Genomic DNA, 26,429 nt, shown 5'->3' with positions numbered 1-26,429 from the left:
TTCTTATAAAAATTTTCATAGTATCACCTAAAACTTTTAAGAGTTGTTCCCACCATCATTTCGATTTCCGCTAATGACATTTGAATATCAGCTTGCGACATGTAATAATTCATCTGCTGCATCAATAACATGCGGTAAGAATCAATTACGGTTGTAACACCGGTTCTGTTATTCTGATATGCCGAAACTTGTGATTCCGCCGCTTTGCTATAAAGCGGAATAACTTTCTCATTGTAAAGTTTAGTCAGATCAACTGCGGTGTTATATTTAACAAGAGCTGTTTTCAATTGAGAAGTCATCTCGCGCTGCATATCGGATTTTTCATATTCAATGCTGTTGATTCCGGCAAATAATTCTTCTTCCTTAGCTTTGTATTTGTTGATTGACCATGGAGCAAACGGAAGATTGATTGAGAACATCAGCGAATACATTGTTTCTGTTTTCGGATCGAGCATTGTAAGATCGCTTTTCGATGTTAAGATCATTCCTCGCGGCATTCTCATAAGCATTCCTTGAATCATCAAGTCTGGAATTAACTCTCGGTTGTTTGCATCAATCATTGCCTTATTCATTTCGATCATACTATCCATCTTTTTAAGCGAAGGATTTAAGGAACCAAGTAGTTCTTCTAATTTTGATTGAGAAGATGAAAGTATATCCACTGAGAAATCTGTAACGGCATAAACTTCTTTCGAGTCAAGATTACGTCCGAGTAGCTTATTGAGTTTGTAAATCTCAGCTTCTTTTTGTCTTTCCAGAATCAAAAGCTGGGTTTCGGAAGATGCAATTTCACTTTGAAGTGTGAGAAGATCCGCTTGATTGATCTTGTTCGTGTAGTAAGAGGATTCAACTGATTTGGTTAGCTCATTTATCAATGAGATGTTTTTCTTTTGGACTTCGATTTTTCTATCAAACAACCAAAGTGTGTAGTACGACATTTTAACTTGGGCAGTAAGATTAATTTTATATATCTCATAATTGCTACCTTCAACCAAAGTATTTTTTCTCTCCACCTCCGCCATTGCATTCAACTTTCCGCCAAGAGGAAACATTTGAGAGAGAGCGAAGTTGTTGGAATTGGATTGATTCCAAACATCAAAAGTATTTGTTGGTACTTGAGAAAACTCGACCGAAAGATTCGGCGCCGGAAGAGTGTTGATCGATTCAGTTCTCTTTTCAGAAGCAGTAATTTTATATTGAAGTGATTTCAACTGCAGATTATTTTTTACTGCTTCCACCACTAAAGAATCAACAGACTGTGCGTTTAGTTGGTTAATTGATAAGAAGAAAAGGCTTACCGCAAAGACCGCTGAGAAAAACGTAGAGTTCCACAATTTTTTTTTCATTTTATAATTCTCCATTCTCAACCTGCCTGCCGGTAGGCATAGTTCTAAATTCTCCATTTTATATTTTCCCTCAACCATCATACATTTTACATTTTCCATATTATTCTCCCTCCTTCATCCAATCAGCCATTTTGGAAATTTCAAGCGTACCTTTTTTAAGTGCGTGTTCTTTCATCATTGTGAAAAGAATTGGTGTTACAACAAGAACATGAACTGCGGAAGTCAAGAGTCCTCCAATCATTGGTGCAGTGAGCGGTTTCATAACATCGGAACCTGTGCCGGTTGCCCACATGATCGGAACAAGTCCAACCATTGCAGTAAAGACGGTCATTAGTTTTGGTCTCAATCTTAAAACTGAACCTTCGACTGTTGCTTCATAAATATCAACATCTGTTATTGGTCCTCTTTTCCCTTTTTGATGATCGCGAATTCTTCTATCCAAAGCTTCATGCAGATAAACAACCATTATAACACCGGTCTCTACTGCAATTCCGTATAGGGCAATGAACCCGACCCAAACGGCAACCGAGAAATTATAACCAAGAATATAAACCATGTACATTCCACCTATGAGAGCGAATGGAACTGAAAGCATCACAACACCTGCTTCGACATAATTTTTTAGTGTTAAATAAAGAAGAAGATAGATCAACAAGAAAACTATAGGCATAATAATTTCTATTGTTTGTTGAGCTCTTACTTTGCTTTCATACTGCCCGCTCCACGTGTAAGAATAACCGGCTGGAAGTTTTAATCCATTTTCGATAACCTTTTTAGCATCAACCATCACGCTGCCCATATCGCGTCCACGTGTGTTCATAAAAACTATTGAACGAAGCATTCCGTTTTCACTGCTTATCATTGGAGGACCGGTTACTAAATTTATATCTGCCAATTCTGTGAGAGGCAGATAAGTAATTGCGTTTTGATTTGTGCTTGTGAGTGAAAAATCATTTTGTGTGTTAGATGCTTGCGGAATGATGCTTGCTTGGCTTGAACTTCCCATCGAGGGAGACATCCCGCCGGAGTTACTTTTACCACCGCTCATTGAACTTGAAGAAGATTGAACAGCCATAGGATTTGATAATGCAACAGGAACAATTAAGCTTTTCAGTTCTTCAATGTTGTCACGGTAATCTTTTTGATAACGCATTCTGATCGGGAAGCGCATTCGTCCTTCGATAACAATCCCAAGATTTTGACCGCCGATAGCAGTTTCAATTATGTCTTGAAGATCGCGGATGTTTACACCGTAGCGAGCGGCGATACCGCGTTTGATTTGTATGTCTAAGTAATAACCATTCTGAACTCTTTCAGCCACAACATCTGCTGCGCCGTTTACTGTCTTCAATAATTTTTCCGCTTTGATGGCGTATGTTTCAAGAGTATCGAGATCGGGACCAAAAATTTTAAAACCGATGTCGGTTCTAACACCAGTAGAAAGCATATTTATTCTATTGATGATCGGCTGAGTCCATCCGTTGCGCACACCAGGTATTTGTAATTTAGAATCGAGTTCGGCAACAATATCTTGTTTTGTTATTCCAGGGCGCCACTCGTTTTTAGGTTTGAGTAAAATAATTGTTTCGATCATACTAAGCGGTGCGTTGTCTGTTGCAGTTTCTGCGCGTCCGGTTTTTCCAAGGACGTGATGAACTTCGGGAACCGACTTAATAATTTTATCCTGTTCCTGTAATATCCTATTCACCTCAGCAATAGAAGCTCCGGGCAAAGTAACCGGCATATAAAGAATTGAACCTTCATCAAGCGGGGGCATAAACTCGCTGCCGGTGTTAAGAATCATTGGAATAGTTATAAGAAGAGCAATTACATTAATAGCAATAGTAATTTTTCTGTGTTTAAGCACCCAATGAATTACCGGCGCATAAAGTTTAATGAAAAAGTGCGTGGTTGGATTTTTATCTTCCGGTTTGAACTTACCTCGCATCAACATTGTCATCAAGACGGGAATTAGAGAGATAACTACAATTGCAGATCCGATCAGTGCAAATGATTTTGTGTAAGCCAGCGGATGAAATAATTTTCCTTCCTGCCCGGTTAACATAAATACAGGAAGAAAAGAAACAAGAATGATTAATTCGGAAAAGAAGATTGCTCTACCGACTTGTTTAGCCGAATCAATTGAAATGCGTTTATATTCTTCCGGCGTTAGGTGTCCTTTCTCATCAATTGCCTTGGCTAAATTTCTGTACGCGTTTTCCACAAGTACAATGGAAGAATCGACTATTACCCCTACCGCTAAAATTATTCCGCCGAGCGACATAATGTTGGAGGAAATTCCGAATAGATACATCAGAATGAAAGCGATAAGAATTGCTATCGGCAGTTCAATTAAAATTCTTACAATACTTCTAAAATGAAGTAAGAAAATCATTACCATTATAGAAACTGTGATTGACGCTTCAATCAAAGCTTTTTCCAAAGTTCCAACGGCTTCTTTTATCAATGTGCTTCTATCATACGAAGTTACAATTTCCACTCCGGGAGGAAGACCGGGAGAAATTTCTTTAATCTTTTCTTTTACGCGGTCAATTACTTTTTGTGCATTCTCGCCGGTTCGCATAACAACAATTCCGCCAACAACTTGTCCTTCACCGTTCTTTTCCATCGCTCCGCGTCTTATATCTCCTCCTAAAGAAACCGATGCAACATTTTTAATAAGGATCGGAATTCCATTCGATGCGGTTTTTATTACCGTGTTTTCAACATCATCTTTTGATTTGATGTAACCTTGCCCGCGCACAAAATATTCTGCGTCGCTTACTTCCAAGATTTTTCCGCCAACTTCGTTATTGCTTCTTTGAACGGCATTGACAACATCGGAGACAGTTAAATTGTAAGCACGGAGATCAGTTGGATTAACATCAACTTGATATTGTTTAACAAATCCGCCGATGCTTGCAACTTCTGCAACTCCGTCAACAGATGATAGTTTGTAACGTATATACCAATCTTGAACTGCACGAAGAGCACCGAGATCGAATCCTTTACCTTCAACTGTATACCAATAAATATGACCGACGCCGGTTCCATCCGGTCCAAGAGAAGGAACAACTCCGCCCGGAAGTTGCGCTTGAATTGTATTCATTCTTTCTAATACGCGCGTTCGTGCAAAATAAGTATCTACACCATCTTCAAAGATTACGAATACGAAAGCCATACCGAACATTGAAGTTGCACGGACAGCTTTTACATGAGGCAATCCTTGTAAACCGGAGACTATTGGAAAGGTAATTTGGTTCTCAATTATCTGGGGTGATCGTCCCATCCACTCAGTGAAAATTATTACTTGATTTTCAGAAAGATCGGGTATGGCATCAACCGGCAAATTAACAACGCTATAGATTCCAAAACCGATCACAAGCAGATAAATCAGAATCACAATGAATCTGTTCTGCGAAGACCATTCAATTATTTTTTCAATCATAATGTTTTCTCAATATATTTTAAGATTCTCTCAGTGGTTATCTGAAAATTCTCAAATGAACTCTGCGAAAAAATCACTATACAGAGAATACGGAGTATGTCCAGAAAGCCACCAAGAAGTAGTTAACTTCTATTAATGGAATGAAATTAGTGAAAAATCAAATAAGAAGAGTAGAGCTTAATAAAAAGGGAGGGGAGCTATGTTCTTTATCTATTCTTTGCTTGAAATTAGTATTGAACAATTGTGTTTGTTGATCAACATAAAAAGGAATTACAGCTACAAGATTCTCTTTCTGTAATTCAAAATTCTTCTGAACAGTGTAATCTGAATTTTTATCAATATTGGTGTGAATACATCCGCAGTTAGAGAGACTGTGACTTGTAAATGGCTCGTTGATATCGCATCTTGAATGAGTTTCATCAGCCATCTCATTTATTTCTTCACAGCATGAATGAACTTTCTTGATTTCTTTTTTATTGTGGCAGCAATCGGATGGATTTACATTTGCAATAAATCCGCTTAATGTAAAAATCAATTGCAGACATAGAATAAAAAAAGCAAACTTTTTCGTTATTTCTTTATAAATTTTGTTCATTCTACTTCGTATTGTCCTATAACAAAATAAAGATTTTTTTGCTGATTAAAAAAAGTTATTTTTGCAACCACTGATTCAACAATTAGTTACTCAAATTAGTCTCAACTTAAGAGGAATTTATGAAGATTAAACCGATTTACATTTATTTAGGTGTATTTGTGATTTTTATTGCGGCTGTTCTTTTCTTTTCGAATGCAGCAAAAAATTCTAATACGGCAAGAGAATTAAATCCTAATGCACAAATACCCAGCGACGGTGTTCATAAAGGGATGACAGAGCAGGGCAACGGCGATATGCCATCAAAATCTAATGTGATGAAAGAAGCTGTCGAAAAAATGAACACACTTAAAGCTGCAGTTGAAAAAAATCCCAATGATACTTTAAAAGTCCGTGAATATGCGGAAATGGTTCAAGCTCACGATCCTGATGAAGCGATCAAACTTTATGAAAATATTTTAAAAGTTGGACCAAAAAGAACAGATCTTCTCTTGGAACTTACTTTTCTTTATTTCAATAAAGGGGACTTAAAAAAGGCGGAAGAGTACAATAATAAAGTTTTAGGTATTGATAAAACCAATATGATTGCTAATTATAATCTTGGTGGTTTAGCTCAAGCAAAAGGAGATTTTCAAAAAGCAAAAAGTATTTGGCTTGATTTAGCGAAGAAATACCCAAACACACAAATCGGACATATGGCGGGAGAACTTGCAAAACAACTCGATCAGATGCCTCCGAAAAAATAATTTATCATCAGCAAAGTAAAAACCCAACTTCTTTAAGATGTTGGGTTTTTTTTGTCAAAATTCATCTAAGAATTCTACATCTTCGAATTATACTGAAATCCCTTTACAGGTTCCCTTAAAGTTAATACCGGACAAGGAGCTTTGCGAACTACTTTTTCTGCAGTACTGCCAAATAATAAATGCTCAACACCAGTGTGTCCGTGAGTAGCAATTATAATCAGATCAATATCATTAGCAGAAGCTGTCTCGATAATCTCAACGAATGGTTTTCCGGTTTTGATTAAAATTTCTACTTTTAAATTACCGTTGATAATATCTTTAGAAAGTTTTTTTAATTCCTCTTCTGCACGTGAATGAAGATCAATATCGGTTGATGGAATTGCAACTTGACCCATACTGAAATCCGCTGGGTAGATCATTGGCTCTACAACATAGATCAAATAGATCTTTGCGTTGAACTGTTTTGCAAACTGGGCTGCATACTTAAGTGCATTCTTTGAATAGTCTGAAAAATCAATTGGCACTAAGATTTTTTTTATCTGTTCCATGGCTTTCTCCTTACTTTGAAAGTGTTTTATTGTAAAGAGTAAAATAATCTTGATTCAAATTTCGTAATCTTGTTGCAATAATTTGCGATATACCTCTTAATATTTGTATCCCTTCTTTAGAATGAGTTTCAACGAACTCATCAAGATCGGGTTTAAATATTACAGCTAATTGAGAATCTTTCAATGCAATTGCCGATGCAGATCTTTTTTCTTCATCAAGTAAGGCAAGTTCACCAAAAAAATCGCCGCGTGTTAACATTGCAAGATCAAATCTTTCGCCGATAGTAGCTTGTGTTATTAAAATTTCTCCGCTAATAATAATATATAATCCAATTCCGGGATCGTCTTGAAAAAAAACATACTCGTTTGCTGCATAAATTCTATTATGAATTACCTTCATCAATAGTTTAATTTTTTTATTATTTAGATTTTTAAAGGGAGGCATGGAAAGTAATACTTCTTCTAATTCACTTTTTTCAGTCGGGGTCTTAAAAAGGTTTGCCCAAAAACTGCTTTTTGTCATCCCTTGATAATTGTTTTCCATAATCACCTCTTAATTAAAAATTCCGGCTTCGGCAACGCGCCAAATTTTTTGACACGGAAATTTATTTTCATAAAGCGCCCGTCCAATTATAACAGAATCAACATATTCAGAAGCAGTATGCTGTAATTTAATCAAATCTTCAAAACTGCCAATACCTCCTGAGTGAGTTACTTTTGTTTCAGCAGCTTCGGCAATTTGTTTTGATAACTCAATGTTTGGTCCCGTCATCATACCGTTAGTAGAAACATCAGTTACAACAATTCTTTTTGCACCGCAAGAATTTAAGAATTTTGCATATTGAATTGCGCGTAAGTGAGTTCTTTGTTGTCTTCCTCTGGTAATGACTTCGTCATTAATAACATCAATAGCAGCAACAACTTTATTCGGAGTAAATTCATCTAATATTTTTATGAACTCTCTTGGATTCTCAAATGCCATTGATCCAATAACAACCCGTGCAACTCCTAAATCAAATGCTTCTTTTGCATCATCAAAAGTTCTAATTCCGCCGCCAAGTTCAATCGGGATAACAACGGATTCGCAAATCTTTCTGATAATTTCAAAATTTGTATGTGTATGTTCATGTGCCGCATTAAAATCTACTACATGAATACATTTTGCATTCTCTGCCCGCCAAATCATAGCCATATCAACCGGATCATTTGCGTATTCTATGCAACCTAAATCCGGAATACCTTGTACGACCCGAACTGTTTTGCCGTCTTGTATATCAATCGAAGGTATAACTAAGATTTTTGCCATTTAATTAAGGAAGTTTTTTGAGTGACAATTGAAAAATAGGGAAATGGGAGTTAAAAGAAAATTTAATACATCGAACCAATCTCTCAAATCAAATAAATAAACAAATAAGTTATTCAATACTATTGTTTTTGGTTATAACACTCGCGTGAATGAATTCTTGACTTTACCGCCTCAAAACCTCATATTTGACACTGTATGAATAAAGACTACATTTTTTCTGCTTCTGACCGAGAAAAACTTAGAATAACAACTTATTTAGATAAAAGTCTTTTCTTCGGTAAAACTCTTGTCTTTGTTCACGGATTCAAAGGATTTAAGGATTGGGGATTTGGTCCTTACTTAGGCGAATATTTAGCAAATAAAGGATTTTTTGTAATTACTTTTAATTTTTCGCATAATGGAGTAGGTGAAAATAAAACAGAATTTACAGAGCTTGAGAAATTTGCTAAAAACACATTCTCTCGTGAGATTAAAGAGTTAAATGAAATCATTTCTGCTTTCAGAAATGATTTTTTTGAAGTAAAAGGAAACACTCCATTAGGGTTGATTGGTCATAGCCGTGGAGGGGCAATAGTTCTTTTAACAGCATCAAAACGAAATGATATTGATTCAATTGTTACTTGGGCTGCTATATCGAGGTTAGATCGCTATTCAAAAAGGCAAAATCAAGAATGGCGGAAAAAAGGTTTTTTTGAAATTTTGAATACACGCACTAATCAAATGATGAGATTAGATATCAAGTTACTTAATGATATTGAGAATAACTCAAATAGTTCTTTAAATATTGAAAACGCATTAAAAAATCTAAATATACCATTACTCATTGCTCATGGCGAACAGGATCTTGCAGTTCCAATCGTAGAAGCAGAGCAACTTTATAAATGGTCTGATAAATCGAGAACAGAATTTTATAAACTATTTAGTACCGGTCACACATTTGATATTGTTCATCCGTTTAACGGTACATCTGAGAAGTTTGACAAACTTTTAGATAAAACAACTAATTTTTTTGTAAATCATCTTAATTAGAGGAATTTATGGCTTCGAAAGAAAAAGTAAAAAATAACTCACTGTTAACAACACTTATTAATGTGAGAAGCTCTGAATTATTTTGGATAATAACATTTTCAGTTCTAACAGCATTATCAGCACAGGTAGCGGTTCCAACTCAACCTGTTCCTTTTACACTTCAGACAATGCTGGTTTTACTTTCCGGTGCGTTTCTTGGTTCGCGTAATGGTGCATATAGTCAAATATTATATTTAGCTGTTGGTGTAATGGGAGTGCCGGTATTTGCTAGTTTCACTTTTGGTATTGCAAAATTATTTGGACCAACTGGTGGATATCTACTCACGTTTCCATTCGCAGCATTTTTAGTCGGATATATTCTTGAAGGGAAAAATAATTCAATTTTAATAATACTTTCATTTATTGCCGGACAACTTTTAATTTTTCTTGCCGGGGCATTGTATCTTTCTGTATTTATGGGCGGGGATTTCTATAAAGCGTTATTCAGCGGTGCAATTATCTTTTCAGTTTGGGATATTATAAAAACTGTAGCTGCATTTAGTATTTATAAAGCTGTTTCAAAAAAATATCCTAAACTTCCATAAGTGTTGCATACGACCGAATGAAACAGATAATTTTTTCTATAATATTTCTTCTAGCATTTGGATTTCTTTTCTATAATCTGAAAAGAATTCTTTCTTACATTAAACTTGGTCAGCAGGAAAACCGTTTCAATAATCCTAACGAAAGAATAAAAAATGTTTTGAAGATTGCATTCGGTCAGTCAAAACTTTTGCAAGATCCGACAGCAGGCATAATCCACTTTTTGATCTTTTGGGGATTCATACTTTTTCTATTTGCTGTGGTTGAATCAATCATTCAAGGTTTCTATCCTGCATTCTCACTTCATTTTCTAGGACCAATTTTTTCTGTTATAACAGTTGTGCAAGATATTTTTGGTTTGTTGGTAATTGTTTCTGTGCTATGGGCGCTTTTCAGAAGATTTATCCAAAAGGTACCGCGACTCGATGTTAAAGGACATAAACTTGATGCGGCAATTATTTTATTTCTTATTCTTGGTGTTGTTGTGTCAATGTTCGGTCAGAACATTACACATATAGTTAATTCAAATTTTGTACTTACTGATTTTGAAGTTAGACCGATCTCATCACAGTTAGCCGGATTATTTTTTAACGGTGTAAGTGAATCTTCAAAAGATTTGTATGAAGTTTTTTGGTGGACACACATTCTAATAATCTTTGGCTTCACGAATTTCTTACCATACTCAAAACATTTTCATGTATTTACTTCTATACCAAATGTTTATTTCTCTAAGATTGGCACGAATAAAAACGCGCTTAAAAAATTAAATCTAGAAGATGAAAATGTTGCGCAATATGGAGTTGCAGATTTTGAACATCTTTCATGGAAGCAAGTGCTGGATGGGTTCTCTTGTACCGAATGCGGAAGATGTACCGCATCATGTCCTGCCGCTGCTACAGGAAAGAAATTATCGCCACGGGAAATTATTGTTAGTATCCGTCATCGTACAGAGGAAAAAGCACCGTTACTTATAGCAAAAGTTGGCGAAGAAAACGAGTTAATTCAAAAAACTTTAGTTCACAATTACATATCTGATGAAGAACTTTGGGCATGTACTACTTGTATGGCTTGTGTTTATGAATGTCCGGTCACGATCGAACATGTTGATTCTATTGTTGATATGAGAAGGAATTTAGTTCTTGGTGAATCAAATTTTCCTCCGGAACTAAATGTTGTTTTCAAAAACATAGAAACAAATTTTACTCCTTGGGCTTTCAATGCACAGGATAGAGCAAATTGGGCTGAGGGGATGAATATTAAAACAATGGCTGAAGATCCAAACACAGAATATTTATTTTGGGTTGGATGTGCAGGTTCTTTCGATGCCAGATATCAGAAGGTTACAAAATCTATTGCTCAACTAATGCAGAAAGCAAATATTGATTTCAGAATTTTAGGCGTTGAAGAAAAATGTAATGGCGATACTGCCCGAAGACTTGGTAATGAATATCTTGCTCAAATGATGATGCATGAAAATGTAGAAACTCTTAATAACTATGGAGTGAAAAAAATCGTTACTGGTTGTCCTCACTGTTATAATTCTCTGAAGAATGAGTATCCGCAATTCGGTGGAAATTTTGAAGTTGTTCATCATACAGAATTGATCCGGAAAATTCTCGAAGAAGGAAAGATCAAACTGAAAAATGAAGAAGTTAAATCTAAAATCACTTATCACGATTCTTGTTATCTCGGCAGATATAATAATATTTATGATTCACCACGCGATCCTTTGAAAATGATAAATGGAACCGAGCTGATTGAGATGGAAAGAAATCGTGAAAAAGGTTTTTGCTGCGGTGCAGGCGGCGGAAGAATGTTTCTTGAAGAAAAGGAGGGTACAAGAATAAATAATAATAGAGCAGAAGAAGCGATAAGTACTAAAGCAGACACAGTCGCTTCAGCCTGTCCGTTTTGTATGACAATGTTAACGGACGGTATCAAATCATTTGAAAAATCAGATTCAGTAATTGTCAAAGATGTTGCAGAAATAATTCTCGAGAACACTATTCTATAAATTATTCATTCACTAAAAGCAGGAGGTATCATGAACGAAAAATATTTAAAACTTATCGACTTCTTAAAAGGTCTGGAACCTGACGTAGCAAAGTTCTACGAAAAAGGACAGTCAGCCGCCGGTACTCGTTTAAGAAAAGGTCTTAGCGAACTAAAGAAGTTTGCTCAAGACTTGCGTAATGATGTGCAAGAAGTAAAAGCACAACGCAAAGCTGCAAAAGGCGGAAGCTGATTTTTAAGTTTTCGATTTGTTTTAGGTTGGGTTAGAAATAGCCCAACCTTTATTTATATACCTATTTATCAAACGCGGAATTATTCTTTCAATATTAATATGAAGAATTTATTTATACTTTTTTATTCGGTTATTTTTTCATCGCATTTATTTTTGAATCAACTTGATGGAAAATCAGTTGATCAAGATTCTACAACTTCCGTTACAATTTCTTTTGTTGGTGATTTAATGTGCCATTCACCGCAATTTAAATTTGCGCAAGTATCACAAGATAGTTTTGATTTCAAACCCGCCTTTCGTGAAATAAAAAAATATTTAACCAAAGCAGATCTAACAATTGGAAATCTTGAAACTACTATTTCAGGTAAGGAAAGTAGATATAGTGGTTATCCGCTTTTCAACTCGCCTAATGAATATCTTGAAGCTTTGAAAGATGCGGGGTTTGATATTTTGTTGACAGCAAATAATCACTCATTAGATCGAGGAAAGAAAGGTGCTTTAAGAACCATGGATATGATTAAAAATAATGGGATGGAATCAATCGGATCTTATCATTCACAACAAGACCGGGATTCAATTCGAGTATTTGGCATTAAAGGAATCAAGATCGCAATTCTTTCTTATACTTACGGATTGAACGGGAATTACATCGCTAAGAATGAAAAATATTTAGTTAATGTAATTGATACAACTTTAATGAAACAAGATATTCTAAATGCTCGTAATAAAAATGCAGATGTAATTCTTGTTTACTTTCATTTTGGAGATGAGTATCAGTGCAAACCAAATTCGTTTCAAAAAGAAATTGTAAAACGAGCGATTGATTATGGTGCGGATTTAATTATCGGCAGTCATCCTCATGTAATTCAGCCGGTAGAATATTTCAGTTCAATCAAAAATAAAATTGGCAAAGGTCTGATTGCCTATTCTCTTGGTAATTTTATTTCAAATCAAAGATGGCGATATTCTGATGCCGGAGTAATCCTTAATATTACAATAACAAAAAATATTTTGACTCAAGACATTAAACTTACAAATGAGACAATTATCACTACTTGGGTTTTCAAAGGGAAAAAAGAAAATAAAAATCAATTTGTAATTCTTCCGGTTGATTCAACTACAATTAATTCTCTACCGAATTATTTAACTGAGAGTGATAGAGTAAAACTTTTACAATCTGAAAAAGATACCCGCAAAATCTTGGAAGAAGTTCAAAATAATTCCATTAAGTATATGAACAAAAAAGTAGAATGAGTTGTTCGTATAATTAAGTCACAATTTCTTTTTATCTTTGTAACAAATTCTAAATGAAAATTAATGGCTAATAAAAATAAAGCAACGCTCGGCATAATCTTCTTAACAATTTTTATTGATCTGATGGGATTTGGTATTCTGATTCCAATTCTGCCAACTTTTGCAAGTAAAGAACTTGGAATATCAAATTTTGGAATCGGATCAGTAGTTGCTGCTTATTCTCTGATGCAATTCATCTTCAATCCGATTATGGGTAAACTATCTGATAAGATTGGAAGACGCCCGGTAATATTAGTAACACAGTTGATGACTGCTATTTCATATTTAATTTTTGCATTTTCAAATTCCTTTTTACTCCTTTTCTTTTCAAGAATGTTAGCCGGCCTTGGCGGAAGTAACATTGGCGTTGCCCAGGCTTATATTGCAGATATTACAACAAAAGAAGAACGTGCAAAAGGAATGGGAATTATTGGCGCTGCATTCGGATTAGGTTTTGTTTTTGGACCTGTTATTGGTGCATATCTTGCAAAATACGGTTATCACGTTGCAGGATTAGGGAGTGCATTTTTCACTCTAAGTGCTTTCTCGTTTGCGTTTTTTAGATTGCCCGAGTCGTTAAAAGAAAAAAAGAATGATGAAAAAATTAAAATTAAAATTTTTGATTTTACATTTGCCAAACAAGTATTAACAAATCCTTCAATTAGTTTTTTAATTATTCTTTTATTTCTAATCATCTTTTCGATAGCAAATGTTTTTGGAACTTTTGCCATACTAGGTTACAAATTCTATCATTTTACAGATCAGCAAAACGGAATGCTTTTTGGTATTGTGGGATTAGTTGGTGCTATTGTTCAAGCCGGACTTATCCGATTGATTTCTCAAAAATTAAAAGACAAAACAATTGTACTTATCGGCATTTTTTTCATGATTATTGGATTAGGTTTTCTTCCGTACGGTGGTAATTTCTCTGGTGTTGCAATAGTAATTTCAATTATGGCTGTTGGTACAGGAATTCTTCAACCGATTATTCCTAGTATGATTTCAAAATACTCTCCTGAAATTCAGCAGGGTGCTGTATTAGGATTCAGCCAATCAATATCCGCATTGGCACGAGTACTTGGTCCGCTGTGGGGTGGATTTTCTTATGATGTTTTAGGTTACCAATTTCCATTTATTACTGGTGCATTTTTTACGTTAATAACATTTATTATTTCTTTTTTCATGTTGAAGTCTTATAAAATGAAAGTTGTAGAAAATGTTTAAAGTAGGAAAAATAAATATTGAAAAAGCACTTCTTCTAGCTCCGATGGAAGATGTAACAGATATTGCATTCAGAAGACTTTGTAAAGAATTAGGTGCTGATATAGTCTACACAGAGTTTGTCAATTCAGACGGATTAATTCGGTCAAATAAAAAAACAGAAAGAAAACTTGAAATTACAGAAGATGAACATCCGGTTGGAATTCAAATCTATGGTGGAAATCTTGATCCAATGATTGAAGCTGCAAAAATTGCTGAATCGAAAAATCCTGATATAATTGATATTAATGCAGGTTGCTGGGTAAAAAAGATTGCAAACAGGGGAGCTGGTGCCGGGCTCCTTAAGGACCCTTGTTATATGCAAACAATGGTAGAGTCAATAGTGAAAGCAGTACAAATACCGGTAACAGTTAAAACTAGAATTGGTTGGGATGCGGATTCAATTAATATATTGGAAGTAGCTAAAAGGATTGAAGATGCAGGAGCTGCTGCTTTAACAATTCATTGCAGAACTAAAACTCAAGGACATACTGGAGAACCGGATTGGAGTTGGATTACTAGGATTAAAGAAGTTGTAAAAATTCCAGTGGCTTTAAACGGCGGAGTTTATACTGCAGAAGATGTCAAAAGAGCTTTTGAGGTAACAAATTCTGATGCTGTGATGATAGCCAGAGGAGCGATAGAACATCCTTGGATATTTAGAGAGGCAAAAGAATTGTTAAGTGGGGAAAATATTAATTTTGTTTCTGTTGAAGAAAGAATTAATACTGCATTGCGCCATCTTAGATATTCATTAGAAATGAAAGAAACGAAAACTGCTATAATTCCTTTTAGGAAATATTATACCGGTTATTTGAAAGGTCTTAACAATTCTAAAGAAATAAGGCAAGAACTTTACAAGCAAACTGAATATGCTCCCATAGAAGAAATTCTTTTAGGATATCTTAATAAACTCAAATACCATGAACAAATTGAAAATATTAGTTAATCGTTGAGGTTAAAATGGAACTTAGAAGTTTAATACGCGATGTACCTAATTTTCCGAAACAAGGAATAATTTTTAAGGACATAACTACACTTCTTAAAAATCCAATAGGTCTTAATCAGGTAGTAGAAGAATTGCTTAACTTCCTTCATAATAAACACATAACAAAGGTAGCTGGAATAGAATCGCGTGGCTTTATATTAGGTGGAATTGTTGCTCAAAAGCTCGGAGCGGGATTTGTGCCCATTCGAAAACCCGGGAAATTACCTGCCGCATGTATCTCAGAAAGTTACTCACTTGAATATGGAACTGATAAAATTGAGATTCACAAAGATGCAATTCAAAAAGATGACAAAGTCTTGCTCCATGATGATCTTCTAGCAACAGGAGGAACAATGGAAGCGGCGTGTAAATTAGTGGAAAGATTAGGCGGGGAAGTTGTACAGATTTCGTTTCTGATTGAACTCAATTTCTTAAGTGGTAGGGAAAAATTAAAAAATTATGATGTACGCTCAATAATTCAGTACGACTCTGAATAGACTAAATTTCTTTCCAGTTCAGAGGTGCTAACAAAATAACAAATTCACCTTTTGTTATTCTTTTCTCAAAATTCTGCAAAAGTTGAGAAGCTGTCCCTCGCCAAGTTTCCTCAAATTTTTTTGTTAATTCTCGAACAACTACTATTAAACGATCCGGCATACTTAAGTTTAATTCTTCCAGCAGTTTTTTAATTCTATATGTTGATTCATACAAGACAATTGTCCTTTCTTCTTCTGAAAGTTGTTTTAGTTTCTTCTGTCTTCCTTTTTTCTGAGGAAGAAATCCTTCGAATACAAAAGAATCAGTTGGAAGTCCGCAAATACTTAACGCTAAAATTGCAGCACTCGCACCTGGGATTCCAATAACTTCAATGTTTTCCGATAATACTTTATTTATTAGACGAACCCCCGGGTCTGATATACATGGTGTGCCGGCATCTGAAACTAGCGCACAAGATTCTCCGGAGATTATCTTTGTCAAAATTTTCTCTATACTTTTTGATTCGTTATGGGCATTTACAACAAGCAGCGGTTTATTGATTTGGTAATGATCTAACAGAATTTTTGTTACGCGTGTATCTTCACAAATTATAAAATTTACAGATTTCAATGTTTCAACTGCTCGGAATGTAATATCACCAAGGTTGCCGATTGGTGTAGCTACAACATATAATTTTCCGTTATCCATCTATAACTCTTTTTTACAAAAATAAAAAAACCCCAATAACAATCGGAGTTTTTCTTTGAAGAATTCAATTTTAAGATTTATGCAGATTATGCAATACGTTTTTAATTCTTAAGATTCCGTCATCAATATTTTCTTTGGTTACGATGAGAGAAGGACGGAACCGTACAGAATGAGCTCCACAGCCGAGCATAATCATCTTATTTTCATAAAGTTCAGCTAAAAATTTATTCCTAATTTCTTTAGATGGTAAATTAAACGAGCACATCAATCCTAAACCGCGAGCTTGAGAAACATATTCTGGGAATTCATTTTGTAGATCAATAAGACTATCCAGCAAATAATTCCCTATGATACGAGCATTCTCGACCAAATTTTCTTCTTCAATAATTTGGAGATTTTTTTCTGATCGAACCATATCCGTCAAATTTCCGCCCCATGTGGAATTAATGCGGCTCGATTTCTTGAATACGTTTTCGGAGATATCGTCTATCCGATCATTCACCATAATACCGCAGACTTGTACTTTTTTACCGAAAGAAATTATATCTGGCTCAACAAAATGTTCAAATGCCCACAACTTACCGGTCATTCCAAGTCCGGTTTGAACTTCATCAAACATCAATAGAATTTCATTTTCATCTGCTATCTGGCGAAGCTTCATAAAAAATTCTTTTCTGAAAAAATTATCACCACCTTCACCTTGTATCGGTTCTATTATAATAATAGCTATATCATCACGATTATATTTTATTGCTGTATGTATTTCGTCTATTGCTTGATTTTCTAAATTAATAATCTGATTTATGTTCTCACTCAGTGGAAAAGTAATTTTTGGATTTGTAATTCGTGGCCAATTAAATTTTGGATATAGTGCAATTTTGGCCGGATCAGTATTTGTCAACGACATTGTGTATCCGGAACGACCATGGAACGCTTCACGGAAATGGATAACTTGTGTCCCGCGTTCCTCTTTATATCCGCGGATAAAATTCTTTTTTACTTTCCAATCAAAAGCAACCTTTAAGCCGTTTTCAACTGCTAAGGTGCCACCATCTACAAAGAATAAATGTTTGAAGTAATCCGGTACGGCTATTCGTGAAAATGTATCAACAAACTTTGCCATTTCTACTGTATAAATATCTGAATTAGATGTTTTATTCATAGCAGCATCAGCAAGTTTTTCGCGGAATTCAGGCGTGTTTATCTTCTGGTGATTTAATCCTACAGGTGACGATGCAAAGAAAGAAAAGAAATCTAAATATTCATCTCCGGTTTTTTTATCAACTATTGTTAATCCGTGACTTCTTTCAAGATCGAGTACAAAATTAAAACCGTCAACGAGCATTTTCTTCCGAAGAACATCATGCACATTTTGTGCTGTAATTTTAGAATTTATTTTTTCTGTTTCCATTATATTGATTGATGTATCCATCATATTCCACCTCAAAATAAAGTGTGAATGAAATAGTTGAGTGAAAAAGAAAAGGTGGATATAAATTAAAATACTTGCTCAAAACGGGAAGCAATGTAGTTACGAAGGTTTTTTCTGCCTGTTATTCTGAAAAAAATTTTATACTTATGCATAGCTTTTTCAATTTTCTCCTTAAAGATACTTATATTTGATCGTATTTTCAATTTTACTGATAATCTTGTAAAAAATGGAAAGTATATGAAAAGCAGTTTCGGTAAAAAGAATTATTATTTCCATCTTGTCTTACTTTTTGTTTCATCGTCTTTATTTCTGATCTCATGCGGAAAGGGAAAAAACGACGAAACAGATTTGAGCGATTTTATCGCTTTTGATAAATCAAAGCTTGGAATTGAAGTAGTTGATCAAAGTCTTGGAATAAAATTTTTCCCTCCGAACGGCTGGGAACTTAAACAATCTTCCATTTCCAGAAAAGTTGAATCACGAGGTTCTTCTACAAACCCAAATGATAATTTTTTCTATCAGCCAATTTATGTTTTCTTCGATAATACAACTGGCGGATTATTAAGTGTTGGCAAAGTAGAAACGAGCGATACTACTATATCGAAAAACGCACGGTTGAATTATTACAAAGGTCTTCTTAACACGAAGTATAAAAAAAATGATCTCACTATTGGAAATTTTGTTCACTCAAAAATTTATTTTACACAATTAAAATTCCGGAAAGAAAATCTCATTTCTTTCAAAATTGTCTTTGAAAATCCCTCAGGCGATATGATCCAATTTGATTATACAATTCCTAAAGATTTTTTAGAGAATGCCCAACTTTCCATTAAATCTTCCGTTGGTTCTATCCAACCGATGTAAATATTCACATCATAATAATATTTGTATTTAAGTTTTGTTCTCCATCCAAAGTTGCTAATAGAAATCCATTCTGATTAACTTGCATAAGAAAAATTCTGCAATGTAGGCTCACTTGTAATTGTTTCGAAATATTAATTTGAAATAAAGAGGTAATCATGGATTTCTTAAAAGTATTAGGTATTAAAGAAGAAAATTTTGGAGCTTCAACCGGGTTAAATTGGTTTCATACAAAAGATCAAGGTGTGATTAATGTTATTTCTCCAACAGACAATAAACCGATCGCTAAAGTTTTTCTAGCTTCAGAAAAAGATTATGATAATATCGTAGTGAAAGCACACGAAGCATTTAAATATTGGAGAACTGTTCCAGCACCAAAACGCGGAGAAGTTGTTCGTCAGATCGGTTTGAAACTTAGAGAATATAAACAACCGCTTGGTACGCTTGTTTCTTACGAAATGGGAAAATCATTGCAGGAAGGATTAGGCGAAGTTCAAGAGATGATTGACATTTGTGATTTTGCTGTAGGGCTCTCGCGCCAACTTTATGGGAACACAATGATGAGTGAACGCGAGAATCATAGAATGTACGATCAATACCATCCGCTTGGAGTTGTTGGAATAATTACTGCATTCAATTTTCCGGTTGCAGTGTGGGCTTGGAATTCCGCACTTGCAACAGTGTGTGGTGATTCTAATCTTTGGAAACCGTCTTCGAAAACTCCGCTTTGTGCAATTGCTGTACAAAATATTTTATCAGATGTTATTAAAGAAAATAATTTACCGGAAGGATTATTTTCTCTTATTATTGGTAAAGGTTCTACAATTGGAGAAAAGTTTTTAAATGATAAAAGAGTTCCTCTCATTTCATTAACTGGATCAACAAATGTTGGTAAACATGCATCGGAAGTAATTGGGAAAAGATTCGGCAAAGCAATTCTTGAACTTGGCGGGAACAATGCAATCATCATGACAAAAAATGCCGATCTCAAAATTGCTGTTCCGGCTGTAGTTTTTGGTGCCGTTGGAACTGCCGGGCAGCGATGTACATCAACGAGACGATTGATAGTTCACGAAGAGATTTATGAAAAAGTAAAAGATGTTTTGGTTAATGCATATAAAAGTTTAAAAATTGGTAATCCGCTTGATGAAAAAAATCATGTTGGACCTTTAATTGATAAAGGAGCCGTTGAAGAATTTAAGTATGCGCTAAAACAAGTTGAAAAGGAAGGCGGGAAAATAATTTTTGGCGGAGAAGTTTTGAGTGAGAACGGATATGAATCTGGTTGTTATGTTAAACCCGCAATTGTTGAAGCTGAAAATAATTTTAAGATTGTTCAAGAAGAAACATTTGCGCCAATCTTATATTTAATCAAATACAAAGGTGATGTTCAAAACGCAATTGAAATTCAGAACGGAGTTGTACAAGGATTATCTTCTTCGATCTTTACAACAGATATGAGAGAAGCCGAAACATTTTTATCTCATTGGGGAAGTGATTGCGGAATCGCGAACGTGAATATCGGAACATCAGGTGCAGAGATCGGCGGTGCATTTGGTGGTGAAAAAGAAACCGGAGGTGGACGTGAGTCCGGCTCAGATGCATGGAAACAATATATGCGTCGTCAAACTAACACAATCAATTTTGGTACTAAACTTCCGCTGGCACAAGGAATTAAATTTGATTTGTGAGAAACAGAAGTCTGAAATAAGAAATCAGTAGTCAGAATTATGTAGCGATTAATTCTTACTTCTTATTTCTGATTCCTTATTTCTTATATCTGATTTCTTTATTTATTAGATTTGTAAAAAAGTGAAAGGTAATTAAATGAGATTCTGTTTAAACGTTGATCACATTGCAACATTGCGAAATGCACGTGGAGAAACACAACCCGATCCTGTAACATTTGCTCTAATTGCAGAACAGTATGGTGTGGATGGAATTGTTGTTCATCTCCGTGAAGATAGAAGACACATCAACGAACGCGATGTACGATTGCTTCGCGAACTTATCACTACAAAACTTGATCTTGAAATGGCAGCAGTGGATGAGATAATTAAAATTGCGTGTGATGTTCAACCCGAACTTGCGACTCTTGTTCCTGAACGAAGACAAGAATTAACAACTGAAGGCGGAATAAGTGTTCTTGATGATATAAAAAATATCCGCACAACAATTCAGAGATTACATGATGCAGAAATCTCTGTTTCTCTTTTTATTGAACCTGATATTAATCAAATTGATGCGGCGGCAGAAATTAATGCCGACTTTATTGAAATCCATACCGGGCATTATGCGAACGCTATTGGAGAGGAAGATATTTTTGATGAACTAGAACGTGTGCGTATTGCGGCAAAACATGCAAAGAAACTTGGTCTTGGTGTTAATGCCGGACACGGATTGAATTACAATAACATGAAAGAGTTTGTCGCAATATCAGAAATTGATGAAGTTAGTATTGGTCATGCTGTTCTTGCCCGCGCAGTTTTTGTTGGTGTTGAGCAAGCAATAAAAGAAATGATTGCGTTGGTAAGAATGAAATAAAAATTTCTTAAAACCGATGAATCGGTTTTTTAGAAAAAAATATTCATGCATTTATATCAGTCCATAGATTAATCTACGGACTGACAATTTCGTTTAGAACAAATAAGAAAATAAGATAACATTTTGTCTTTATCACAAAAAGAAATTCTGCTCAAGAAAAAGTTAGATCATCATTATAAATATTTTGATAGCAGTAAAATCTCTCCTGATCCATTAGAATTCCCGCGCAGGTATAAAAATTTTTACGATGCAGAAATCTCCGCATTCATCTCTTCTGTCTTTGCGTATGGAAATGTAAAACAAATTATCAACTCTCTAGAAAAAATTCATGGACTGATGGATAATCAACCGTATAAGTTTGTCGCGGATTATTCTTTCGAAAGTGGGATGAAATTATTTCGTTCAATTAAGCACCGTTTCTATACAAGCGAAGACATTGCAAATTTATTTTTTGCTTTGAATTATATTTACAGCAATTACGGTTCATCAAGATATTTCTTTCTCCTTTACTACTTCGAAAAAGATTTAAATCTCAAGAATGCAATATCATTTTTCTCACATCACTTTTTGGAGATTATTTCTAAGAAGGGAAGAGTAACACATGGGATTAAATTTATGTTTCCTGATCCTTATAAAGGAAGCGCATGTAAAAGAATGAATTTATTCCTTAGATGGATGATTCGTAAAGATGAACTTGATCTTGGATTATGGACTGAAATTCCTCCGTCTAAACTTGTAATCCCTGTAGATACACATGTAGCAAAGATTTGTACAAAACTTAAACTTACAAAGCAAAAAGCAGTATCATGGAAAATGGCTGAAGAAATAACCGAAAAATTAAGAAAGTTTGATCCTTGCGATCCAGTAAAATATGATTTTGCCATTTGCCACATTGGAATGAGAAGGATGAGTTTTTAAAATACAAATAGAGAATAATTGTAATTCTCAATTTGCAATTCTCAATTCACAATTACTGAATAATGATGTTGCTCGGTTATTTATTCGTATTTATATTAGCCAACGCATTATGAAATAGTTTTCAAATGATCTTCACTAAATAAACTACATCACCATTTACAGGAGAAAAATATGGCGGAACAAAAGAAACATGTTCCATTTGTTTCATCAGAAACAAACATGGCAGAATTTACATTGCGTGCTCTTGTTATTGGACTTGTTCTTGCGGTTGTTCTAGGTGCTGCAAATGCATACTTAGGATTAAAAGCCGGAATGACAATTGCCGCTACTTATCCTGCCGCTGTGATTGGAATGGCAATCATTAAACTTTTCAAAGGAACCATACTTGAGGAAAATTTTGCTCGTACTGTTGGTTCAATAGGGGAATCAATTGCTGCAGGTGCAATTTTTACATTACCTGCTTTTTTTATAGCCGGAATTTGGAATCCGTTCTTTACTCCTGGTAATTATGTCCTGTCTGCAGCAATAATGATGGCAGGCGGTGTACTAGGAATTATGTTTGTTGCATTGTTACGAAGAGTTATGGTTGAGGATATTGAACTTCCTTTTCCAGAATCTGTTGCTGCTGCAGAAATACATAAAGCTGGTCGTCACGGCGGAACCGGTTCAAAATTTTTATTTGGTGCAATGGGTTTTGGTGCCGCTATACAAGCATTAGGTCAATTTAGATTATTTGCTACCAGTGCCGATGGGCTGATCTCACTAAGTAAAGGAAATATATTATTCCGTTCTCCTGATGTAAGTCCTGCCTACATGGGAGTGGGTTATATTATTGGTCCACGTTTAGCCGCCTTGAACTTTAGTGGTGGTGTTCTTGCATGGGGTTTATTAGCTCCGCTTATTACTTATTTCAAATTTGGATCTATTCTACCAAATGGTGAAGCTGCATGGTTAGCAGCTTTTGGTCATGAAACTGTTGTTCCAAAAATTTTTGATTGGACTGCAACTATTGTTCAAGTTTGGAAAAGTTATGTAAGACCAATTGCCATTGGTGGAATGTTAGTTGGTGCTGCATTTACATTATGGAGAATGAGAAAAAATTTAATAACTGGAATTTCACGCTCGATAGGTGATGTTAAAAAGGCTGCCGCAGGAGAGCATGTTGTTGATAGAATAGAAAAAGATATTTCATTTAAATGGATTGTTATTGGAATTCTTTTAACCGGTGTTGCTACATTTTTTATTTATAATTATTTCGCACAAAATATTTTAGCAGCTTTAGTTGCAACCGTAGTAATGATTGTTGCCGGATTTTTCTTTGCGGCTGTATCAGGTTATCTTGTTGGCATTATTGGCTCATCAAATAATCCGATAAGCGGACTTACACTTTCAACATTAGTAATAGCAGCATTGTTAATGGTTGCACTCGGTATGAAAGGAGTACAAGGTGTGGCTGCTGTTCTTGGAGTTGCGGCGGTTGTATGTGTTGCTGCAGCTGTTGCCGGTGAAATGCTTCAAGACCTTAAAGCCGGACATATTCTTGGCGGTACTCCCTGGAAAATGCAAGTTGGTGATCTTATCGGTGTAGCTGTTGCAGCAGCAGTTATGTTCATACCGTTAATTATTTTACATGAAGGTGATATAAAAATGGGCGGAACAGGATTTGGCGGAGAACATCTTCCTGCGCCTCAAGCTAGTTTGATGGCAATTCTTTCTAAAGGAATTGTTTCCGGAAATATGGAATGGATCTTAATATTTACGGGAATGTTAATGGGTGTCGGATTCATTATGATGAACATCAAAAGTCCAATGTTGGTAAGTGTTGGTATGTATCTTCCTTTAGGAACAACATTTGCGATTTTTCTTGGTGGTTTGATAAAAGGAGTTGTTGAAAAAGTAAATGCGAAAAAACAATTTAATGATGCACAAAAATCAAGAGTAGAAAATAACGGAATATTGATAGCAGCCGGACTAATTGCAGGGGAAGCGTTAATAGGTCTTCTGTTTGCCGGGTTGGCATTTTTTGAAATCCCGGTCTTTCATATTTTTGAAGTGCCAAGTTTCTATGTAAGCTTATTAGTATTTGCATTGATCGCATGGCTGCTAATCAGAATTCCTGTGAAGAATGCAGGTAAGCCGGATGATCCTGCACCTCCTCAAGTTTCTATGTAACTTTTATAATGTCCCGATAGTATAATCGGGACATTTAATTTCCTTAAGGAACTCTATGCAGTTAAGTTTTTCCGAAAGAAGAAGAATATTAAAAGGTGCGAACTATTTGGAACTCACTCCTTTAAGATTGCACAAAGAAGAAATTTCAGAAGAAAATTTAGTTACAGTTCTAATTCCAAAATTTCAGAATAGATTTGTTGTACGTTTTATTGTCCCCAAATTAAAATCAGATGTATTCAAATTAAAATTAGATGAGCTCGGCTCAGCAGTTTGGTTATCACTTGACGGGGAAAAAACAGTAGATCAAATAGCAAAACAACTTCTGAACAAGTTTGGTGATAAAATTGAACCTGTTAATGAAAGATTAACAAGATTTTTAACCGGACTTTATGAACAGCGTCTAATTACATTCCAAGAAATAAATAAAGGAGATTAACTATGGGAGAAATTTTAGGTCAGTTAAAACCGAACTTATTATGGAATCATTTTGAAGAACTATGCAAAATTCCACGTCCTTCTCGTAAAGAAGAAAAAGTTGCGCAATATGTAATCTCTGTCGCAAAGAAAAATAATTTACAATATGCGACTGATGATTTTGGCAACGTTGTAATTCGTAAATCTGCAACACCTGGAAAAGAAAATTTAACTCCGGTGGTTATGCAAGGTCATCTTGATATGGTAGCTGAAAAGAATGCAGATGTTAAACATGATTTTGACAAAGATCCGATTCAACCGTACATTGATGGCGATTGGGTAAAAGCAAAAGGTACAACTCTTGGTGGTGATAACGGAGTTGGCGTTGCTGCTGCTTTAGCGGTTATGGAATCGAAAGATCTTGAACACGGTCCTATCGAAGCACTATTTACACTTGATGAAGAGACCGGATTATTCGGTGCTCAGGCGCTTAAACCTGGATTTGTAAACGGAAAAATATTGCTGAACTTAGATTCCGAAGAAGATGGTGCACTATATATTGGCTGCGCCGGCGGACAAACTACTTCTGTGAAATACAAATTTAATTTGAATGATGTTCCGGCAAATACAATTGCCCTTGAAATTAAAATTGGAGGTTTGAAAGGTGGACACAGCGGACTGGATATAAACTCAGGTCGCGGTAACGCAATTAAATTGATGACACGTTTACTTCACGAATTGAACTACACATTTGGTATCCGTCTTGTAAATATTAGCGGTGGAAGTAAACACAACGCAATTCCAAGAGAAACTTTTGCTGTTATTCGCGTGGCTAAAAAAATTGTTGCCGAGACTTTCGCTTATATCGAAAGATATAATAAAATCGTGCAAGCAGAACTAGCTACGGTTGAACCAAACTTAAATGTTACCGCTGCAGAATCGAAATCAAAGTCTAAAATAATGGATAAGACCACAGCGAAAATTTTGATTGATTCGCTTTACGCAGTTCCTAACGGTGTAATAAAAATGAGCGCTGATATTCCGGGTTTAGTTGAGACATCAACAAATCTTGCCGTTGTAGTAACAAAAGGAAAAGCAGTTGAAGTTACTCTGAGTCAGCGAAGTTCTGTTGAATCTGAGAAAAATGATATCTCAAATTCAATTGCTGCATTTTTAAAACTCACAAAAGCAGAAGTAATTCAGGGTGATGGTTACCCGGGATGGAAACCGGATATTCATTCACCGGTGCTTGTTACCATGAAGAATGTGTATCATCAGATGTATGGAAGTGATCCGGAAGTTAAAGCAATTCATGCGGGTCTTGAATGCGGAATAATTAAAGAACGTTATCCTGATATGGATATGATCTCGTTCGGTCCAACACTCATGGATGTTCACTCACCGGATGAAAAAATTCTAATTAGCACTGTAAATAAATTCTGGAATCTTCTCACAGCAGTTTTAAAGAATGTGCCTTCAAAATAATCTACTTAAATCTTGCTCTTACTCGTGCTCTTAAT

The 26,429-nt window shown here is 35.2% G+C and carries 24 protein-coding genes; 16 read left to right on the top strand and 8 right to left on the bottom strand.

Annotated features, from left to right (window positions below; translation table 11 throughout):
* Positions 1-23: 23 nt before the first annotated feature.
* The 3 genes from NTZ27_03895 to NTZ27_03885 all read right to left on the bottom strand — a co-directional run bounded on the left by NTZ27_03895 (position 24) and on the right by NTZ27_03885 (position 5,389).
* Positions 24-1,445, bottom strand: a complete 1,422-nt coding sequence (locus NTZ27_03895; GenBank protein MCX6173879.1) for a TolC family protein — start codon at positions 1,443-1,445, stop codon at positions 24-26.
* Position 1,446: 1 nt separating this feature from the next.
* Positions 1,447-4,794: a CusA/CzcA family heavy metal efflux RND transporter gene (locus NTZ27_03890; protein ID MCX6173878.1), complete on the bottom strand. Its 3,348-nt coding sequence runs from the start codon at positions 4,792-4,794 to the stop codon at positions 1,447-1,449.
* A gap of 157 nt (positions 4,795-4,951) precedes the next feature.
* Entirely contained in the window at positions 4,952-5,389 is a 438-nt protein-coding gene (locus NTZ27_03885; GenBank protein ID MCX6173877.1) for a hypothetical protein, read from the bottom strand.
* Positions 5,390-5,508: 119 nt separating this feature from the next.
* On the opposite strand from NTZ27_03885, the gene NTZ27_03880 reads away from it, so the two are divergent.
* Entirely contained in the window at positions 5,509-6,132 is a 624-nt protein-coding gene (locus tag NTZ27_03880; protein MCX6173876.1) for a tetratricopeptide repeat protein, read from the top strand.
* Positions 6,133-6,206: 74 nt separating this feature from the next.
* On the opposite strand, the gene NTZ27_03875 is transcribed toward NTZ27_03880, so the two are convergent.
* Genes NTZ27_03875 through hisA form a run of 3 tightly spaced genes read right to left on the bottom strand, consistent with a single transcriptional unit; the run spans position 6,207 to position 7,986 of the window.
* Positions 6,207-6,680: a universal stress protein gene (locus tag NTZ27_03875; protein ID MCX6173875.1), complete on the bottom strand. Its 474-nt coding sequence runs from the start codon at positions 6,678-6,680 to the stop codon at positions 6,207-6,209.
* A gap of 10 nt (positions 6,681-6,690) precedes the next feature.
* The gene (locus tag NTZ27_03870) at positions 6,691-7,224 is read right to left on the bottom strand and encodes a cyclic nucleotide-binding domain-containing protein (protein MCX6173874.1); all 534 of its coding nucleotides are present in this window, start codon (positions 7,222-7,224) and stop codon (positions 6,691-6,693) included.
* Between the two features lie 9 nt (positions 7,225-7,233).
* Positions 7,234-7,986, bottom strand: coding sequence for a 1-(5-phosphoribosyl)-5-[(5-phosphoribosylamino)methylideneamino]imidazole-4-carboxamide isomerase (gene hisA, locus NTZ27_03865; protein ID MCX6173873.1), 753 nt, complete (start codon positions 7,984-7,986; stop codon positions 7,234-7,236).
* A gap of 195 nt (positions 7,987-8,181) precedes the next feature.
* Here hisA and NTZ27_03860 point away from each other — a divergent pair, with 195 nt between their 5' ends.
* The 8 genes from NTZ27_03860 (at position 8,182) to NTZ27_03825 (ending at position 15,880) form a co-directional block, all read left to right on the top strand.
* The gene (locus NTZ27_03860; GenBank protein ID MCX6173872.1) at positions 8,182-9,015 is read left to right on the top strand and encodes an alpha/beta fold hydrolase; all 834 of its coding nucleotides are present in this window, start codon (positions 8,182-8,184) and stop codon (positions 9,013-9,015) included.
* 8 nt (positions 9,016-9,023) lie between these two features.
* A complete protein-coding gene (locus NTZ27_03855; GenBank protein MCX6173871.1) occupies positions 9,024-9,599 on the top strand; it encodes a biotin transporter BioY in 576 nt (191 codons plus the stop codon).
* Between the two features lie 17 nt (positions 9,600-9,616).
* On the top strand, positions 9,617-11,611 hold the full coding sequence (locus NTZ27_03850; GenBank protein ID MCX6173870.1) for a (Fe-S)-binding protein: 1,995 nt from the start codon (positions 9,617-9,619) through the stop codon (positions 11,609-11,611).
* 30 nt (positions 11,612-11,641) lie between these two features.
* The gene (locus NTZ27_03845; GenBank protein ID MCX6173869.1) at positions 11,642-11,842 is read left to right on the top strand and encodes a histone H1; all 201 of its coding nucleotides are present in this window, start codon (positions 11,642-11,644) and stop codon (positions 11,840-11,842) included.
* A gap of 99 nt (positions 11,843-11,941) precedes the next feature.
* Positions 11,942-13,096, top strand: coding sequence for a CapA family protein (locus tag NTZ27_03840; protein MCX6173868.1), 1,155 nt, complete (start codon positions 11,942-11,944; stop codon positions 13,094-13,096).
* 63 nt (positions 13,097-13,159) lie between these two features.
* The gene (locus NTZ27_03835; protein ID MCX6173867.1) at positions 13,160-14,359 is read left to right on the top strand and encodes an MFS transporter; all 1,200 of its coding nucleotides are present in this window, start codon (positions 13,160-13,162) and stop codon (positions 14,357-14,359) included.
* Complete coding sequence (gene dusB, locus NTZ27_03830) at positions 14,352-15,344, top strand: tRNA dihydrouridine synthase DusB (protein ID MCX6173866.1); 993 nt, start codon at positions 14,352-14,354, stop codon at positions 15,342-15,344. The genes NTZ27_03835 and dusB overlap by 8 nt, the downstream gene beginning before the upstream one ends.
* 14 nt (positions 15,345-15,358) lie before the next feature.
* Positions 15,359-15,880, top strand: coding sequence for an adenine phosphoribosyltransferase (locus NTZ27_03825; GenBank protein ID MCX6173865.1), 522 nt, complete (start codon positions 15,359-15,361; stop codon positions 15,878-15,880).
* Position 15,881: 1 nt separating this feature from the next.
* On the opposite strand, the gene rsmI is transcribed toward NTZ27_03825, so the two are convergent.
* Together rsmI and lat are read right to left on the bottom strand one after the other, a co-directional pair.
* Positions 15,882-16,568 (bottom strand): 16S rRNA (cytidine(1402)-2'-O)-methyltransferase, encoded by a 687-nt coding sequence (gene rsmI, locus NTZ27_03820; protein MCX6173864.1) that lies wholly within the window; start codon positions 16,566-16,568, stop codon positions 15,882-15,884.
* 70 nt (positions 16,569-16,638) lie between these two features.
* Positions 16,639-18,000 (bottom strand): L-lysine 6-transaminase, encoded by a 1,362-nt coding sequence (gene lat, locus NTZ27_03815; protein ID MCX6173863.1) that lies wholly within the window; start codon positions 17,998-18,000, stop codon positions 16,639-16,641.
* A 237-nt stretch (positions 18,001-18,237) separates the two neighbouring features.
* On the opposite strand from lat, the gene NTZ27_03810 reads away from it, so the two are divergent.
* From NTZ27_03810 to NTZ27_03780, 7 genes are all read left to right on the top strand, one after another.
* On the top strand, positions 18,238-18,864 hold the full coding sequence (locus NTZ27_03810; protein ID MCX6173862.1) for a hypothetical protein: 627 nt from the start codon (positions 18,238-18,240) through the stop codon (positions 18,862-18,864).
* A 155-nt stretch (positions 18,865-19,019) separates the two neighbouring features.
* On the top strand, positions 19,020-20,552 hold the full coding sequence (locus NTZ27_03805) for an aldehyde dehydrogenase family protein (protein MCX6173861.1): 1,533 nt from the start codon (positions 19,020-19,022) through the stop codon (positions 20,550-20,552).
* 136 nt (positions 20,553-20,688) lie between these two features.
* Positions 20,689-21,405, top strand: coding sequence for a pyridoxine 5'-phosphate synthase (locus tag NTZ27_03800; protein ID MCX6173860.1), 717 nt, complete (start codon positions 20,689-20,691; stop codon positions 21,403-21,405).
* 123 nt (positions 21,406-21,528) lie between these two features.
* Complete coding sequence (locus NTZ27_03795; protein ID MCX6173859.1) at positions 21,529-22,323, top strand: TIGR02757 family protein; 795 nt, start codon at positions 21,529-21,531, stop codon at positions 22,321-22,323.
* Positions 22,324-22,494: 171 nt separating this feature from the next.
* A complete protein-coding gene (locus tag NTZ27_03790; protein MCX6173858.1) occupies positions 22,495-24,495 on the top strand; it encodes an oligopeptide transporter, OPT family in 2,001 nt (666 codons plus the stop codon).
* Between the two features lie 55 nt (positions 24,496-24,550).
* Positions 24,551-24,931, top strand: coding sequence for a PqqD family protein (locus tag NTZ27_03785; GenBank protein MCX6173857.1), 381 nt, complete (start codon positions 24,551-24,553; stop codon positions 24,929-24,931).
* A 2-nt stretch (positions 24,932-24,933) separates the two neighbouring features.
* Entirely contained in the window at positions 24,934-26,394 is a 1,461-nt protein-coding gene (locus NTZ27_03780) for an aminoacyl-histidine dipeptidase (protein MCX6173856.1), read from the top strand.
* The last annotated feature ends 35 nt before the right edge of the window (positions 26,395-26,429 follow it).

Source organism: Ignavibacteriales bacterium (genome assembly GCA_026390775.1).
GTDB lineage: Bacteria > Bacteroidota > Ignavibacteria > Ignavibacteriales > Melioribacteraceae > Fen-1258.
The sequence above is the reverse complement of the archived record's forward strand: the minus strand, read 5'-3'. Positions and strand labels throughout refer to the sequence as shown.